The sequence below is a fragment of the Mesoflavibacter zeaxanthinifaciens DSM 18436 genome, from assembly GCF_000422365.1.
Classification (GTDB): domain Bacteria; phylum Bacteroidota; class Bacteroidia; order Flavobacteriales; family Flavobacteriaceae; genus Mesoflavibacter; species Mesoflavibacter zeaxanthinifaciens.
In genome coordinates, this window is sequence record NZ_AULQ01000001.1 from 191,750 (window position 1) to 205,939 (window position 14,190).

Genomic DNA, 14,190 nt, shown 5'->3' on the forward strand with positions numbered 1-14,190 from the left:
TTTCAGTATTAAATAATTTGTTGTATATTTGCACGCTGAAATTTTAACCCTATCTATATTTTAAGATTTGGTTATAAATCAAAAACAATGAAAAAAAATATTGGAAAGTTATTATCGCTAGTACTTACAATATCAATTTTATTAGCAGTTGTATTTTACAACAATAATAAAGAAGCTATCGTCATAAAAGATGAAGAGCAAACAACAAAAAGCACAGAAATATCTAATGATATTGCTTTTTATGATGTAAAAGAGCAATATACTCCGCACTTAGGAAAATCTTTTGCTGGATTTAAAGAGGCATTAGGTTTTAAAGAATCTCAAAACAACTACTTTAGAGTCAATAAGTTTGGGTATTTAGGGAAATACCAATTTGGAAAAAGTACTTTAAAATTAATTGGTATTTATGATTCTAACATGTTTCTAAAAACACCAGAGTTACAAGAAAAAGCATTTATAGCAAATGCACAACGTAACAAATGGGTTTTGCGTAGAGACATTAAAAGATTTGTAGGTAAAAAAATTAATGGCGTAGAAATTACAGAGTCTGGTATATTAGCTGCAGCACATTTAGCAGGACCAGGAAGTGTAAAAAAATACCTAAGAAGCTATGGTAAAAATGGATTTTCTGATGCGTTTGGAACATCTGTAAGATATTACATGAAAAAGTTTTCTGGATATGATACTTCTTCTATCAAACCGTTAAAAAAAGTTAAAGTTAAGCATAGTAGAGCTTAACAATATTATTCCTTATGAATTATAAATAGTGTTGGTCTTTTATGTAAGTCAACACTATTTTTTTTCCATTGATTAGCAGTTTGTGTTTTGATAAATTCTGTATCCAAAGTAATATCACAAGCAACACAGATCAAACAATCGTTACTTAACGTGTTGCAAAGATCTTCTAACATTTTATTGTTCCTGTAAGGAGTTTCTATAAAAGATTGAGATTGATTGTAATCTTTGCTAATTCGTTCTAATCTTTTTATTTCAGATTTTCTTTCATTTTTATCTATAGGCAGATAACCATTAAAAGCGAAAGATTGTCCATTCATACCAGAAGCCATCATGGCGAGTAGAATGGAAGAAGGACCAACCAACGGAACAACTTTTATATTATTTTGATGTGCTAATTTTACAATATCTGCACCAGGATCTGCAATACCTGGGCAACCAGCATCAGATAGTAAACCAATAGTTTTACCTTCTAAACAAGGTTTTATAAAATTAGGTAAATCTTCTGGTTGTGTATGTTTATTTAATTCGAAAAGCGTTAAACTAGGTTGTGATTTTTCTGGAGAAATACTTTTTATAAACTTTCTAGCTGCTTTAGAGTTTTCAACAATAAAAGTATCTAAACTATCAATTATTGTTTTTACTTGTGCTGGTAATACATCAAAAGGATTGTTTTCTCCTAATGTATTCGGAATTAAATAGAGCTGTCCTTTATTCATAATCCTAAAAGTAACAAATTAAGATGATGTATTTATTCGTTTTGCAATAATTTCACAAGCATTATCTAGCATATTGTAAACATTTTCAAAACCTTTTTCGCCACCATAATAAGGATCTGGTACATCTAAGTTTTTATCAGGAAAACTTTCATTTAAAATAAGTTTTACTTTTTCTTTTTGTTGATCATTTTCTGCTAGTGCAATTATATTTTGATAATTTGAGTTATCCATTGCATAAATGATATCAAAGTCTTCAAAATCTTGCTTGTTAAATTTTCTTGCGCGTTGGTTAGTGATATTTAATCCATTTTGTCTTGCAACAGCAATCGATCTTGGATCTGGTTTATTACCAACATGATAAGCTGCTGTACCAGCAGATTCTACAATAAAATTAGAATCTAATTTTGATTTTAGGATACCTTCAGCTAGAGGAGAACGACAAATGTTTCCTAAGCAAACCATTAAAATTTTAGTCATGGTAATTGTAAATTATACCGAAAGCTTTTTAGTTAAATCCTCTACGTATTTTCTAAATTGCTTGTCTGTAGATGATAAGTTGTCTACTGTTTTACAAGCGTGTAATACTGTAGCATGATCGCGCTTTCCTATTTGAGATCCAATACTTGCTAAAGAGGCTTTAGTAAACTTTTTTGCAAAGAACATAGCCAATTGTCTAGCTTGTACAATATGGCGTTTTCTTGTTTTAGATTGTAAAGTGTCTACATCCATTTGGAAGTAATCTGATACAATTTTCTGTATGTAATCTATTGATACTTCGCGTTTTGTATTCTTTACAAACTTTTCTACGACTTGTTTAGCTAAATCGATATTTACTTCTTTTTTATTGAAAGAAGATTGAGCAATTAAAGAAATTATAGCACCTTCAAGTTCTCTAATATTGGTTTTTATATTTTTTGCAATATATTCTACAATATCGTCAGGCATTTCAACACCATCTCTGTACAATTTATTCTTTAAGATTGAAACTCTAGTTTCAAAATCAGGTGTTTGTAACTCAGCAGATAATCCCCATTTAAAACGAGATAATAAACGTTGTTCAATATCTTGCATATCAACAGGCGCTTTGTCGCTTGTTAAAATAACTTGTTTTCCGTTTTGATGTAAATGATTAAATATATGGAAGAATACATCTTGCGTACCCGATTTACCAGATAAGAATTGTACATCATCAATAATTAACACGTCTACCAATTGGTAAAAATGTATAAAATCGTTTCTGTTATTTTTCTTTACTGAATCTATATATTGTTGTGTAAATTTTTCAGCTGAAATATATAAAACAGTTTTTTCTGGATACTTATCTTTAATATCAACACCAATAGCGTGAGCAAGGTGAGTTTTACCTAATCCAACACCTCCAAAAATTAAAAGAGGATTAAAAGATGTACCTCCTGGTTTTGCAGATACAGCCAATCCTGCACTTCTAGCTAAACGGTTAGAGTCACCTTCTAAAAAGTTATCAAAATTGTAATTAGGATTAAGTTGAGATTCTATCTTAACGTTTCTAATACCAGGAATTACAAATGGGTTTTTTAACTCTGGATTTTTATTGTTTAACGGTACATCAACATCTTGAGATTTTACAGCACTTCTATTTGTACTAGGTATTTTTTCTGTAAAAGGTTGTTTGTTACCGTAGGTGTTTTCCATTTTTATAATGTAAACCAACTTTGCTGTTTCTCCTAGTTCTTTGGTAAGTGCTACTTTTAGTAACTTAACATAATGCTCTTCAAGCCACTCGTAGAAAAATTTACTAGGTACCTGAATACTTAAAGCATTATCAGTTAGTTTAACTGCGACTATAGGTTCAAACCAAGTTTTGTATGCTTGAGGTTGGATATTATCTTTTATAAATTGTAGACAGTTATTCCATACCGATTGCGCAGTTACACTCATAATACTATTAAACGTTGTTTTTGTTAGTTAAAAAAAGACCTTAAGAGTTAGAGAAAAGCCTTTAGATTTACAGCTGGACAAATATGTGAACAAAATTCTAAAAAAAAAAATGAAACAGTGTTGAATTTCTAGTTTTTTTTTCTCATGTTAAACCAGATTTCTAAACTACAAAAAAATATTGATTAAATGGCTATAAAACCAGATGAAATTGAAATAAGAGTAAGATATGCAGAAACCGATCAAATGGGTGTTGTGCATCACGGTAACTACGCATTATATCTAGAGATGGCAAGGATTGAATGGTTGCGTAAATTAGGGATTTCTTACAAAAGCATGGAAGAAAATGGTATAGGTTTACCTGTTGTTTCTTTATCCATAAATTTTAAAAAATCAGCATTTTATGATGATGTAATTAAAGTCAAAACTCAGCTTAAAAAACAACCAACAGCTTTAGTTAATTTTGACTATATATTAACCAATCAAAATGACGAATTATTATGTACTGCAGAAGTTGTTTTGGCATTTATGGATATGAAAACTAAAAGACCTACGCGTCCGCCTAAATATTTTTTAGAAGCATTAAAAAATTAGTTGTCTAATTCTTTAATTTCTACTTCATAAATATTTTCAAAAATAGATGCTATCGTACTAGCATCTTTTTTTCTTACTGAAATAGTAATTTGGCAATCTAATTCTAATTTCTGGTTGGTAATATTTAGATTTTTCTCTTTAATAACACGCATCACCTTATTCATGTTTTTATAATCAAATGTGATTACAAAATCTACATTTATGGTTTTAGTCACTATTTTACAAGTCTCTAATGCCATTTGTGCTGTGGTTTTATAAGCGTTTATTAACCCGCCAACACCTAATTTTACACCACCAAAATATCTAACAACTACAATTAGTACATTGGTAACTTCAAAAGATTGGATTTGACCATAAATTGGCATTCCTGCACTATTATTTGGTTCTCCATCATCATTAGCGCGATATATTAAATTAGGCTCTTCAAATCCAATCTGGTAGGCATAGCACCAATGTCTTGCACTGTGATGTTGCTTTTTTAGATTTTCGATGTGTGCTTTAACTTCATCTTCATTTTTTACAGGAAATGCATACCCAAAAAATTTAGAGTTTTTGTCTTTAAAAAGTACTTCGTCATTTGGTTTCACAATGGTTTTGTAAGTATCGTTTTCCATAAATTAAGCTAAAGTCACTAATATAATAGATATAATTGCAATAGCAATTCCTGACCAGTTTTTTGTAGATAATTTCTCTTTAAAAAATAGCAATCCAACTAAGGTTGAAAGCATTACAATAGCTACATTATTAACAGTGAAAATAGTCGAACTTTCAAAATTTTCGGCATCTAAAGCCTTTAATAACATGTAAATAGAGTAGTAGTTTACTATACCTAAAATAAATCCAGAAAGTATTGCTTTTTTGTCAAAAGTAAATTGTTTTTGTATCGCTTTCGCGGAAATAAAGCTAACACCTATTAATCCAGCCATCATAAATATACATGCCGAAAATATTGGGATATCGCCATCTGGTATAAAATTAGTTTCGATATATTTTATGGATGTATCGATAACGCCTGATCCAAAAAATAACAATAACGGAAGCCAAAGTCCTTTTAATGCAAAACCAGTTTCGGTACGTTTTTTAACCGACGCTAAATACACAGCAACTAAAGCTAATAAGATACCAATAGCTTTTTGTAAACCTAAACTTTCGTTATAAGCAAAAAGTCCAAATATTATGGGAATGATTACACTCATTTTACTAGCAACAGACGCAACCGAAATCCCGTTACGCTGCGCAGTTAAAGCCATAACGTTAAAAATTGAAATAAATAAAACACCTAAACCAATTGCGCCATAAAACCATTTAGATTGGATAATGTCTTGAGTATGTATTGGCTGACTATAACTAATTACACCTAAGCTAAACGCTGTAAAGTAATTAAATACAATAGTTTGCAGTGTATTTATTTTATACTTACCAACTAAAGTAAAAATGATAAATATTAATGTAGAAGCTAGTATGCTAAGCAGTAAATACATTAAAATAACTCCTTTTTAATTGTAAAAATATCAACAATATCTTCAGTAGCTGGATTGTTATTCCAAACATTAATTCCTAATTGTTCTGCAGTTTGTGTGTTTTCTAAAGTATCATCAATAAAAAGACATTCTTCTGCTTTCAAATTGTTTTCGATTAACACAAAATTGAAAATATCCGCATTGGGTTTTCTTAAATTAATTTCGTGAGACAGATAAAATTGGTCAAAGCAATCTTTAAAGTCTTCATAAAAAGACACATTCTTTTTGATGTAATCTATATGAAGCTCGTTAGTATTACTTAACAATATTAATTGATAATTGTTGTCTTTTGCTAATTGTTTGATAAACTGTAATCTATGTTCTGGGAAATCTTTAATAATGTGATTCCAAATAGATTTTAATTCGTCTTTATTCAATTTAGGAAAATTATCTGCGTAAAAGTCTAAAAACTCGTCTGTAGAAATTAAACCTTGTTCATACAAAGCGTTTATAGATTGAAGTTCTTCGTCTAATTCTTTAATTTCAAATTTTTCTAAAGCTAACTTTAAAGCACCTTCTTTATCTAAGTTGATAAATACGTCTCCAAAATCGAATATGATGGTTTTAATCATTTATTAATTGTTTTCGTTTTTGTAAATAGACAACGTGTCTTCTAAAATATGAGACTTTTCAATAAGTTGTCCATTAAATTTTGGTGCTTTTACACCAGATTTAAATGTTGTTTTTCCATTAAAAACTCGTGCTTCGTCCCAAAGGTTTTCATCAATAAACAGTTGTAATGTTCTTGCGCCACCTTCAATAATTACTGAATTTATTTCAGATTTAAATAACTGTTCGCAAATAGCTTTTGCAGTTGTGTCTTTAAAGGTTAAAGTTTTAGCTTCAGTATTAAAAACTGAAAAAGTTTGATCCAAACTTTCGTTTTTATCTAATACAATTCGTGTTGGATTATTTCCAGTCCAATCTCTTACCGTTAATGTAGGATTGTCTTGTAAAACTGTGTTTGTGCCAACCAAAATAGCTTGTTCTTCGGCGCGCCATTTGTGCACTAATTGCCTAGAAAATGTATTGGTAATCCAAACTGGTGCTTGTTTGTCCCTTTGATTTGGTGCGATAAAACCATCTTCGGTTTCTGCCCATTTTAAAATAATATAAGGTCGTTTTTTATTATGAAATGTAAAAAAACGTTTGTGATGCGCTTTGCAAACTTCTTCACAAATACCAACTCTAACTTTGCAGCCAGCTTCCATTAATTTTTTTATACCTTTTCCAGCAACTTCAGGATTATCATCTACGCAACCAATAACCACATTTGGGATTTTATGATGAATAATTAAATCGCTACAAGGTGGCGTTTTTCCGTAATGGCTGCAAGGTTCTAAGGTTACATAAAGTGTTGCTTTTTGTAGCAAACTTTTATCTGCTACTTTATTAATGGCATTTACTTCGGCGTGATTACCGCCATAAGCGCTAGTAAAAGCTTCGGCAATTATTTTATTATCAACCACAATAACACAACCAACCATTGGGTTTGGACGTGTTGTTCCTAAACCGTTTTTGGCAATTTGTAAAGCGCGTTGTATGTAAAATTGATCGTTCAAATTATAGTTTGATTTTTACGTTATCAATAACATCTACGTGGTATTTGTGCGAAAATCCCATGAATTTATAATCAATATCACCAACGTATTGTACTTTCATGTTTTTGGTTAATAAGCTACCTAAAAGACTACTTAAGTTTTTATCACTAAATAAACTATCTGTTGGGATTTTTGCGCGTAATGGAATGGTAAATTTATCTTTTGCAGGCACGTTAAAACTTTCGGTAGTTACAGACGAGATTTCGTTATTATTAATAATGACCTTAAGATCATCGGTTTTTAAAGTGCCGCCAATATCATTAGGATTTAAAAATTCTGCTTCCGCTTTAAGCGTAATAAACTTAGAATTAGAATCTTCAACCTCAATAGTATTTACGCCAATAAATTCTGGTGTTTCGTTAACTGTGCAGTTAAAAAAACAAGCTAATATTGTTAATAAGAATAACGCTTTCTTCATTGCTCTGTGATTAGGTTTGTTGTATCTTCAACCTCTAAAAATTTGTGTAAAAATAGCATTTTAAAGTGAGTAATTCGACTATTGAAATAAGAGAAATCCAACCAGAAGATAATAAGCAAATGGAAGCTGTAATTCGAGAAGTTTTTATAGAGTACAACTTGCCTTTAGTTGGTACAGCTTATGCCGATGCCGAAACGCCAAAAATGTTTGAATCTTACGCAGGCGATAAAGAAGTGTATTTTGTGGTTACTGTAGATGGAAAAGTTGAAGGTGGCGGCGGACTTAAACCACTTAACAACGCGCAAAATGAGGTTTGCGAAATCCAAAAAATGTATTTTTCTAATCGCTTACGCGGAAAAGGTTACGGCAAAAAACTATTTTTAAAATGCCTAGAAACCGCTAAATCTTATGGATTTAAAAACGCGTATTTAGAAACTATCCCAGAGCTTAAAGAAGCGATACATATTTATGAAACAAATGGTTTTAAGTTTTTAGATGGACCTTTAGGTGATACCGGTCATTTTAATTGCGGAGTTTGGATGTTGAAAGATTTATAATGGTTTAATGAAATTAAAAGATTTAAAACATAAGTTTCACGAGCAATTAGATGCAATTTACGGTAAAGAAGAAGTGCAAACTTTTTTCTTTATGCTTACAGAATACTACAATGCTATTAAACGTATTGATTTAGCTTTAAACACAGAGTTGACTATTGAAAATGATTGTGTTTTAAAGTATGAAAGTGCTTTAGAAGCCTTAAAAAATCATGAGCCTATACAATATATTATTGGGCAAACTGAATTTTATGGATTGCCATTTTATGTTAATGAAAACACATTAATCCCAAGACCAGAAACTGAAGAATTAGTTGAATTAATTTTATCAAATACCAATGCTAATAGTCAACTTGAGAATATTGAAGGTAATAACCAATTTAATATTTTAGATATTGGTACAGGAACAGGTTGTATCGCTATTAGCTTAGCAAAACAATTGCCAAATGCTAATGTTTCTGCGATAGATGTTTCTGCAAAAGCGTTAGAAATGGCAAACAAAAACGCACAACTAAACCAAGTAGATATTAATTTTATTGAAAATGATATATTAAAAATCTGTAATTCTGAACTTGATTCAGCAACCAAATTTGATATCATCGTTTCTAATCCACCATACGTTAGACAATTAGAGAAACAGCAAATGCAAGACAATGTGCTTAATCACGAGCCACATTTAGCATTGTTTGTCGAAGATGAAAATCCGCTAATATTTTATAGAGCCATTACACAGTTTGCGACTAAAAATTTAAAACCAAATGGCGAATTGTATTTTGAAATAAATGAATATCTTGGAAAAGAAATGATGGCGCTTTTAGAAGCATTTCGCTTTAAAAACATTAAGTTAAAGCGAGATCTTTTTGGAAAGGATAGAATGATTTGTGGTGTACTAAAATAAAGAACAAGTGACAAACCAATGAATATAGAACAGCAAATAACCCAACTACGTGACGAGCTTCGTCAGCATAACTATAATTACTACGTGCTTGATAATCCAACGATTAGCGATTACGAGTTTGATATTAAATTAAAAGAATTACAAGCGTTAGAAGCAGCGCATCCAGAGTTTTACGATGCAAATTCGCCAACCTTGCGTGTTGGTGGCGAAGTGACTAAAAACTTTAAAACTGTTGTACATGCACACAGAATGTATAGTTTGGATAATTCGTATTCTTTAGAAGATTTAAAAGATTGGGAAACTAGAATTAAGAAGTTGGTAGATGGAGATGTGCAATACACTTGCGAGCTTAAATACGATGGTGCTTCTATAAACTTAACTTATAAAAATGGTGCGTTAGTACAAGCTGTTACACGTGGCGATGGTGTGCAAGGTGATGATGTGACGGCAAATGTAAAAACCATAAATTCAGTGCCATTACAATTAAAACCGCCATTTCCTGAGCAATTTGAAATTAGAGGTGAAATTGTGCTTCCGTTTGAAGGTTTTAATAAAATGAATGAAGAGCGAATTGCTAACGGAGAAGAACCATATAGAAATCCGCGAAACACAGCATCTGGAAGTTTAAAACTACAAGATAGCGCCGAAGTTGCAAAGCGTCCGTTAGACTGTTTATTATATGGTTTGGTTGGAAGTAATTTCAATTTTACAACGCAATTTGAAAGTTTAGAACGCGCCAGACAAATGGGTTTTAAAGCACCAAAAGAATCTAAATTATGTAATACAATAGATGAAGTTTTTGAATTTATAAACCATTGGGATCATGCCAGACATGAGTTGCCTTATGAGACCGATGGAGTAGTCGTAAAAGTCAATAGTTTATACCAACAAGAAGAGTTAGGTTTTACAGCAAAAGCGCCACGTTGGGCGATGGCGTATAAATTTAAAGCCGAGCAGGTAAGCACTGTTTTAAATGAAATTACTTATCAAGTTGGTCGTACTGGCGCCATTACGCCTGTAGCTAATTTAGAGCCAGTCGAATTGGCAGGAACCATTGTAAAACGTGCGTCTTTGCATAACGCAGATCAAATTGAAAAACTAGATATTAGAGTAGGAGATACGGTTTATGTAGAAAAAGGTGGCGAAATTATACCTAAAATTATAGCGGTTAATTTAGAAGAACGACCAGCAGATTCTAAACCAACAGAATACATTACTAATTGTCCAGAATGTAATACACCTTTAGAGCGTATTGAAGGCGAAGCCAAGCATTATTGTCCAAATTATAATGGTTGTAATCCACAGATTATTGGAAGAATACAACACTATATTTCAAGGAAAGCAATGGATATTGAAGGTTTAGGAGGAGAAACCGTTGCGCTTTTAGTTAATGCTGGATTGATTAATAACTTTGCAGATTTATATGAATTAACCAAAGAAGACATTCTTCCGTTAGAGCGAATGGCAGAAAAAAGTGCCGATAATTTAATTACAGGTATTGAGACTTCAAAGCAAATTCCGTTTGAGCGTGTATTGTTTGCAATCGGAATAAGATTTGTAGGTGAAACTGTTGCTAAAAAACTAGCTAAACATTACAAATCTATTGATGCTTTACAAAATGCAAGTATTGAAGAATTAATTAATGTAGATGAAATAGGAACCAAAATAGCAGAAAGTGTCGTCGATTTCTTTTCTAATGAAGATAATCAGAAAATCATTAGTCGATTAAAATCTTATGGAGTTCAGTTAGAAATTTCAGCAGAAAAATTAGCTAATCAAACTAATAAGTTGGAAGGTAATATCTTTGTCGTTTCAGGTGTGTTTTATCAAGTGTCAAGAACTGAACTTAAAAAACTTATTGAAGATAATGGAGGTAAAGTATCTTCATCAATTTCATCTAAAACAAATTATGTAGTTGCTGGCGATAAAATGGGACCAAGTAAAAAGGAAAAAGCCGAAAAAATAGGTGTAGAGATTATTAGCGAGGAAGACTTTTTATTAATGATTAAATAGTAGGAATTTTCTTCAGAAAAACACAATTGCGGTAAAAACCGTAAAATTATCATATCATTATTATAATAGTTAATTTTTTAATTTATATTCATTTTTGCAGCTTTTAAAATGTGTTTATTGATTTAAAATCGGCTTTTGTTGCTTTTTATTGAATATTAATTAATGTTTTTTCGTTCAAAAAAATCGATAAAATGCAATTTTATTTGGTTTAAATGTGTTTTAATGATACATTTGTAAACCAAAGCTACAATTAATGAAGTTAAGCAAATACAAAACTATAACTTTAACACTAGTTATTTTGGTTGTAATATCATTACTTGGTAATTTATTTCAGAATAATGTTCTGTCAGAAATTGCTTGGGTATTAATATTGCCAACGCTTATCTTTTTTTATACTTCATTTAAAAGTAAAAAAAGCATTTTATTTATTGTTTTTTTATCAGGTTTTGCAATTTCAGAAATATTAAAACTTTGGTTTATAACTTCAGAAGTAATTTATTATTATACATCTTATGCTTTTATTATGTTAGCTTACTCCAGCTTAATAATTTTATTTATTAAAGGCATTAAATTTAAAAAACTAATAAAGTATTTTAAGTTTCATTTAATTATTCTTGTAGCATTTAATTTGTATATTTTATATACATTAAATGAAATGATTCTTCAAGATGAAACATTAGAGGTTAATACAATTATTTTCTATGTAGAAGTCATATACAATATCCTTATTTTATTGATGTTGTCAACATCTTTAATGTATTACCTTCATAATTTAAATAAACAATCTTTATTACTGTTTTTAGCTTGTGTTTGTATTGTATTTTCAGAAATGATTCAAGTAGCTTATGTATTTATTACAGCAGAAATTTTCCTAAAAATGATATATTCAATACTTATGGCTATTGGTTTTGGGCTTATTTATTATTATACATTAATTGACGTAAAAAGAAGACAGCTAATTACACAATAATAGAAGTGCCGTTAGCAGATTTACTCTTGTCTGAATCAAAGTAAAAGTCTATTTTACCTAAGTTTATACCGTAACAACCAACTTGATTTACAAGTACATTTTTTCCTTCTATATTTTGAGCTACAGTAGGTTTAGGTAAAAACGTGTGTGTATGACCACCAATAATTAAATCTATATCTTTAGTAGATTTAGCCAAGTTTAAATCACTAATTTTTTCTGGGGATTTGCTATAATGATAACCTAAATGTGACAAGCAAATAACAAGATCGCATTGTTCTTGGTCTTTAAGGATTCTTGTCATTTCTTGAGACGTTTCAATTGGATCTAAGTACACTGTTTCTTTGTACATCTTTTTATCAACCAAGCCATCAAGTTTTATGCCTATACCAAAAACACCAATTTTAATTCCGTCTTTAATAAATATTTGATACGGTTTTACATGTGTATCCATCACGGTGTTTTTAAAGTCGTAATTGGCGCTAATAAACTGAAAATTTGCATGTGGTAATTGTGCGTAGAGTCCGTCAATACCATTGTCAAAATCATGATTTCCTATAGTAGCAGCATCATATTTAAGTTTGCTCATAAGTTTAAACTCTAATTCGCCTCCATAATAATTAAAGTAAGGTGTTCCTTGAAAAATATCTCCTGCATCAAGAAGTAATGTATTAGGATTTTCTTTTCTAATATTTTCAATTAGTGTAGCACGTCTAGCAACACCACCTTGGTTTGCGTTACGACTATCATCAGGTCCAAAAGGATCTATATGGCTATGCACGTCATTAGTATGTAAAATAGTAATTTTTTTAGTAGAAGAACCTGCTGCAAACGAAGAAAATCCATATCCTCCAATAGTTACAAGTGCTGTTGCTGCTGTTGCTTGTTGTATAAAATCTCTACGTTTCATGCTTATTGTATTTGGGTAAATCTATCGTCTAATTTTGGATTAATAGTGTCTACTTTTTTAAAGTAGTCAATCATTGCGTTTCTTATTTTATAGTCTAAAGTGTAGACAGTGTCATTGGTTTTAAAAAACTTCATATTATCACCACCATTGTATAAATAATCATTAGTGGCTACATAATAAGTTTTATTACTATCTATTTTTTCTTTATTAATTAAAGCTTCAACTATATTGTAATTTTTATCTAGGGTTAATTTTAAGCCTTCTATAGGATGTGCTTTTTTTGCTTTACTTAGATAGTAAACTAAGCTGTCTATTTGTTGTCCTTTTAAAGCTACGACAACTATACTGTTTTCAAAAGGCATGACTTGATAAGCTGTTTCTGTAGTAATATTTCCTTTGTTAATAGCGGCTCTAATTCCACCATGATTTAATAGAACCATGTCTATGTTTTTTCCTGTTCTTTTATTAAAAATAGGATTACCTTCTTCTAAAACAATATGCGCCATCAAATTACCAATTGCAGTATTTAAATTTCCGTCTTTTTTGTGGTAAGTTTTTGGTGCGTAAGACAACACTTTGCTCATGTCTTTTTCAAGGTTGTCTCTAAAAGGTTTTATAAAATCATCAATTTCTGTATCTAAAGCAATACTGTCTGACACAGGGATTTGTTTACCTTCAATTTTACTTAAATGATGCTCTTGTTTACAAGAAAACAAAAGACATATAATAGCTATTATTAGAAAGGAATTTTTTTGCATAATAATGTTGAAAAATTTCAAGTTAAATTCATGATACAATTACTACATTTGCATCAAAGCAATAAAGATAAATGATTTTAAAAGGTTTAAAAGAAAAATCTAATAAAAACTACATTGATAAATGTGTTAAAAATCGAGTAATGGTTTCTAACAGTAATATTATCAAAACAGTAGGGTTTATAGTAGACGATTCTGAATTTTTAGACCTTCATTGGATTAATAAATTATCAGAAGTTTTAAAAGTAAAAAAAGAAAACTTCGAAATATTAGCTCTAACAAATCCAAAATCTAAAACCGAAAGTATTTATCCAAATACATTTTCAAGAAAAGATTTAGGTTGGAAAGGAAACGTAAAAACCGAAACCTTAAAATCATTTCTTAATAAAAAAAATGACTTGCTTATAAGTTATTATATTTCAGATAAACTTCCTTTAGTATTTGCTACAGCAACAAGTGAAGCCAAATTTAAAGTAGGTCTTATAGAAGAAACAAATGTTAATGATTTAGTCATTAAAACAGATATAAACGACACATCAACTTTTGAAAACGAGTTGGTAAAATATTTACGCATTTTAAATAAACTATAGTT

General features: G+C 30.3%; 17 protein-coding genes. 7 read left to right on the forward strand and 10 right to left on the reverse strand.

All coding sequences use genetic code 11. The features are described 5' to 3' along the window. Nucleotides 1-87: 87 nt before the first annotated feature. On the forward strand, nt 88-738 hold the full coding sequence (locus tag H574_RS0100925) for a hypothetical protein (protein ID WP_027878733.1): 651 nt from the start codon (nt 88-90) through the stop codon (nt 736-738). A 5-nt stretch (nt 739-743) separates the two neighbouring features. Here the strand turns inward: H574_RS0100925 and H574_RS0100930 are convergent, their stop codons facing one another. The 3 genes from H574_RS0100930 to dnaA are packed head-to-tail and all read right to left on the reverse strand — an operon-like array spanning nt 744 to nt 3,371. Continuing rightward, entirely contained in the window at nt 744-1,454 is a 711-nt protein-coding gene (locus H574_RS0100930; protein ID WP_027878734.1) for an SAM-dependent methyltransferase, read from the reverse strand. Between the two features lie 18 nt (nt 1,455-1,472). Then, nucleotides 1,473-1,931 carry a low molecular weight protein-tyrosine-phosphatase gene (locus tag H574_RS0100935; RefSeq protein WP_027878735.1) on the reverse strand — a complete coding sequence of 153 codons (459 nt, stop codon included), beginning with the start codon at nt 1,929-1,931 and terminating at the stop codon, nt 1,473-1,475. 12 nt (nt 1,932-1,943) lie between these two features. Then, entirely contained in the window at nt 1,944-3,371 is a 1,428-nt protein-coding gene (gene dnaA / locus H574_RS0100940; protein ID WP_027878736.1) for a chromosomal replication initiator protein DnaA, read from the reverse strand. A gap of 186 nt (nt 3,372-3,557) precedes the next feature. On the opposite strand from dnaA, the gene H574_RS0100945 reads away from it, so the two are divergent. After that, on the forward strand, nt 3,558-3,962 hold the full coding sequence (locus tag H574_RS0100945; protein WP_221184942.1) for an acyl-CoA thioesterase: 405 nt from the start codon (nt 3,558-3,560) through the stop codon (nt 3,960-3,962). On the opposite strand, the gene H574_RS0100950 is transcribed toward H574_RS0100945, so the two are convergent. From H574_RS0100950 to H574_RS0100970, 5 genes are read right to left on the reverse strand one after another with little or no spacing between them, the layout of a single operon-like run. After that, a complete protein-coding gene (locus tag H574_RS0100950; RefSeq protein ID WP_027878738.1) occupies nt 3,959-4,576 on the reverse strand; it encodes an IMPACT family protein in 618 nt (205 codons plus the stop codon). The two genes, H574_RS0100945 and H574_RS0100950, sit on opposite strands and share 4 nt — an antisense overlap. A 3-nt stretch (nt 4,577-4,579) precedes the next feature. Further along, nucleotides 4,580-5,443, reverse strand: coding sequence for an EamA family transporter (locus H574_RS0100955; RefSeq protein ID WP_036226878.1), 864 nt, complete (start codon nt 5,441-5,443; stop codon nt 4,580-4,582). After that, nucleotides 5,443-6,054: an HAD-IA family hydrolase gene (locus H574_RS0100960; RefSeq protein ID WP_027878740.1), complete on the reverse strand. Its 612-nt coding sequence runs from the start codon at nt 6,052-6,054 to the stop codon at nt 5,443-5,445. Before H574_RS0100960 ends, H574_RS0100955 begins: the two co-directional genes overlap by 1 nt. A 3-nt stretch (nt 6,055-6,057) precedes the next feature. Then, complete coding sequence (gene ribD, locus H574_RS0100965) at nt 6,058-7,044, reverse strand: bifunctional diaminohydroxyphosphoribosylaminopyrimidine deaminase/5-amino-6-(5-phosphoribosylamino)uracil reductase RibD (protein WP_036226881.1); 987 nt, start codon at nt 7,042-7,044, stop codon at nt 6,058-6,060. Between the two features lies 1 nt (nt 7,045). After that, nucleotides 7,046-7,501: an LEA type 2 family protein gene (locus tag H574_RS0100970; RefSeq protein ID WP_027878742.1), complete on the reverse strand. Its 456-nt coding sequence runs from the start codon at nt 7,499-7,501 to the stop codon at nt 7,046-7,048. A gap of 65 nt (nt 7,502-7,566) precedes the next feature. Here H574_RS0100970 and H574_RS0100975 point away from each other — a divergent pair, with 65 nt between their 5' ends. From H574_RS0100975 to H574_RS0100990, 4 genes are all read left to right on the forward strand, one after another. Next, the gene (locus H574_RS0100975; RefSeq protein WP_027878743.1) at nt 7,567-8,058 is read left to right on the forward strand and encodes a GNAT family N-acetyltransferase; all 492 of its coding nucleotides are present in this window, start codon (nt 7,567-7,569) and stop codon (nt 8,056-8,058) included. Nucleotides 8,059-8,065: 7 nt separating this feature from the next. Next, nucleotides 8,066-8,953: a peptide chain release factor N(5)-glutamine methyltransferase gene (prmC, locus tag H574_RS0100980; protein WP_027878744.1), complete on the forward strand. Its 888-nt coding sequence runs from the start codon at nt 8,066-8,068 to the stop codon at nt 8,951-8,953. An 18-nt stretch (nt 8,954-8,971) separates the two neighbouring features. Beyond that, on the forward strand, nt 8,972-10,966 hold the full coding sequence (gene ligA / locus H574_RS0100985) for an NAD-dependent DNA ligase LigA (RefSeq protein ID WP_027878745.1): 1,995 nt from the start codon (nt 8,972-8,974) through the stop codon (nt 10,964-10,966). 253 nt (nt 10,967-11,219) lie between these two features. Beyond that, a complete protein-coding gene (locus H574_RS0100990; protein WP_027878746.1) occupies nt 11,220-11,936 on the forward strand; it encodes a hypothetical protein in 717 nt (238 codons plus the stop codon). Here H574_RS0100990 and H574_RS0100995 read toward each other — a convergent pair. Further along, the gene (locus H574_RS0100995) at nt 11,926-12,843 is read right to left on the reverse strand and encodes a bifunctional metallophosphatase/5'-nucleotidase (protein ID WP_027878747.1); all 918 of its coding nucleotides are present in this window, start codon (nt 12,841-12,843) and stop codon (nt 11,926-11,928) included. The genes H574_RS0100990 and H574_RS0100995 overlap by 11 nt on opposite strands. 2 nt (nt 12,844-12,845) lie before the next feature. Continuing rightward, nucleotides 12,846-13,601, reverse strand: a complete 756-nt coding sequence (locus H574_RS0101000) for a 5'-nucleotidase C-terminal domain-containing protein (RefSeq protein ID WP_027878748.1) — start codon at nt 13,599-13,601, stop codon at nt 12,846-12,848. Between the two features lie 71 nt (nt 13,602-13,672). Between H574_RS0101000 and H574_RS0101005 the strand changes: the two genes are divergently transcribed. Further along, on the forward strand, nt 13,673-14,188 hold the full coding sequence (locus H574_RS0101005; protein ID WP_027878749.1) for a DUF6913 domain-containing protein: 516 nt from the start codon (nt 13,673-13,675) through the stop codon (nt 14,186-14,188). The last annotated feature ends 2 nt before the right edge of the window (nt 14,189-14,190 follow it).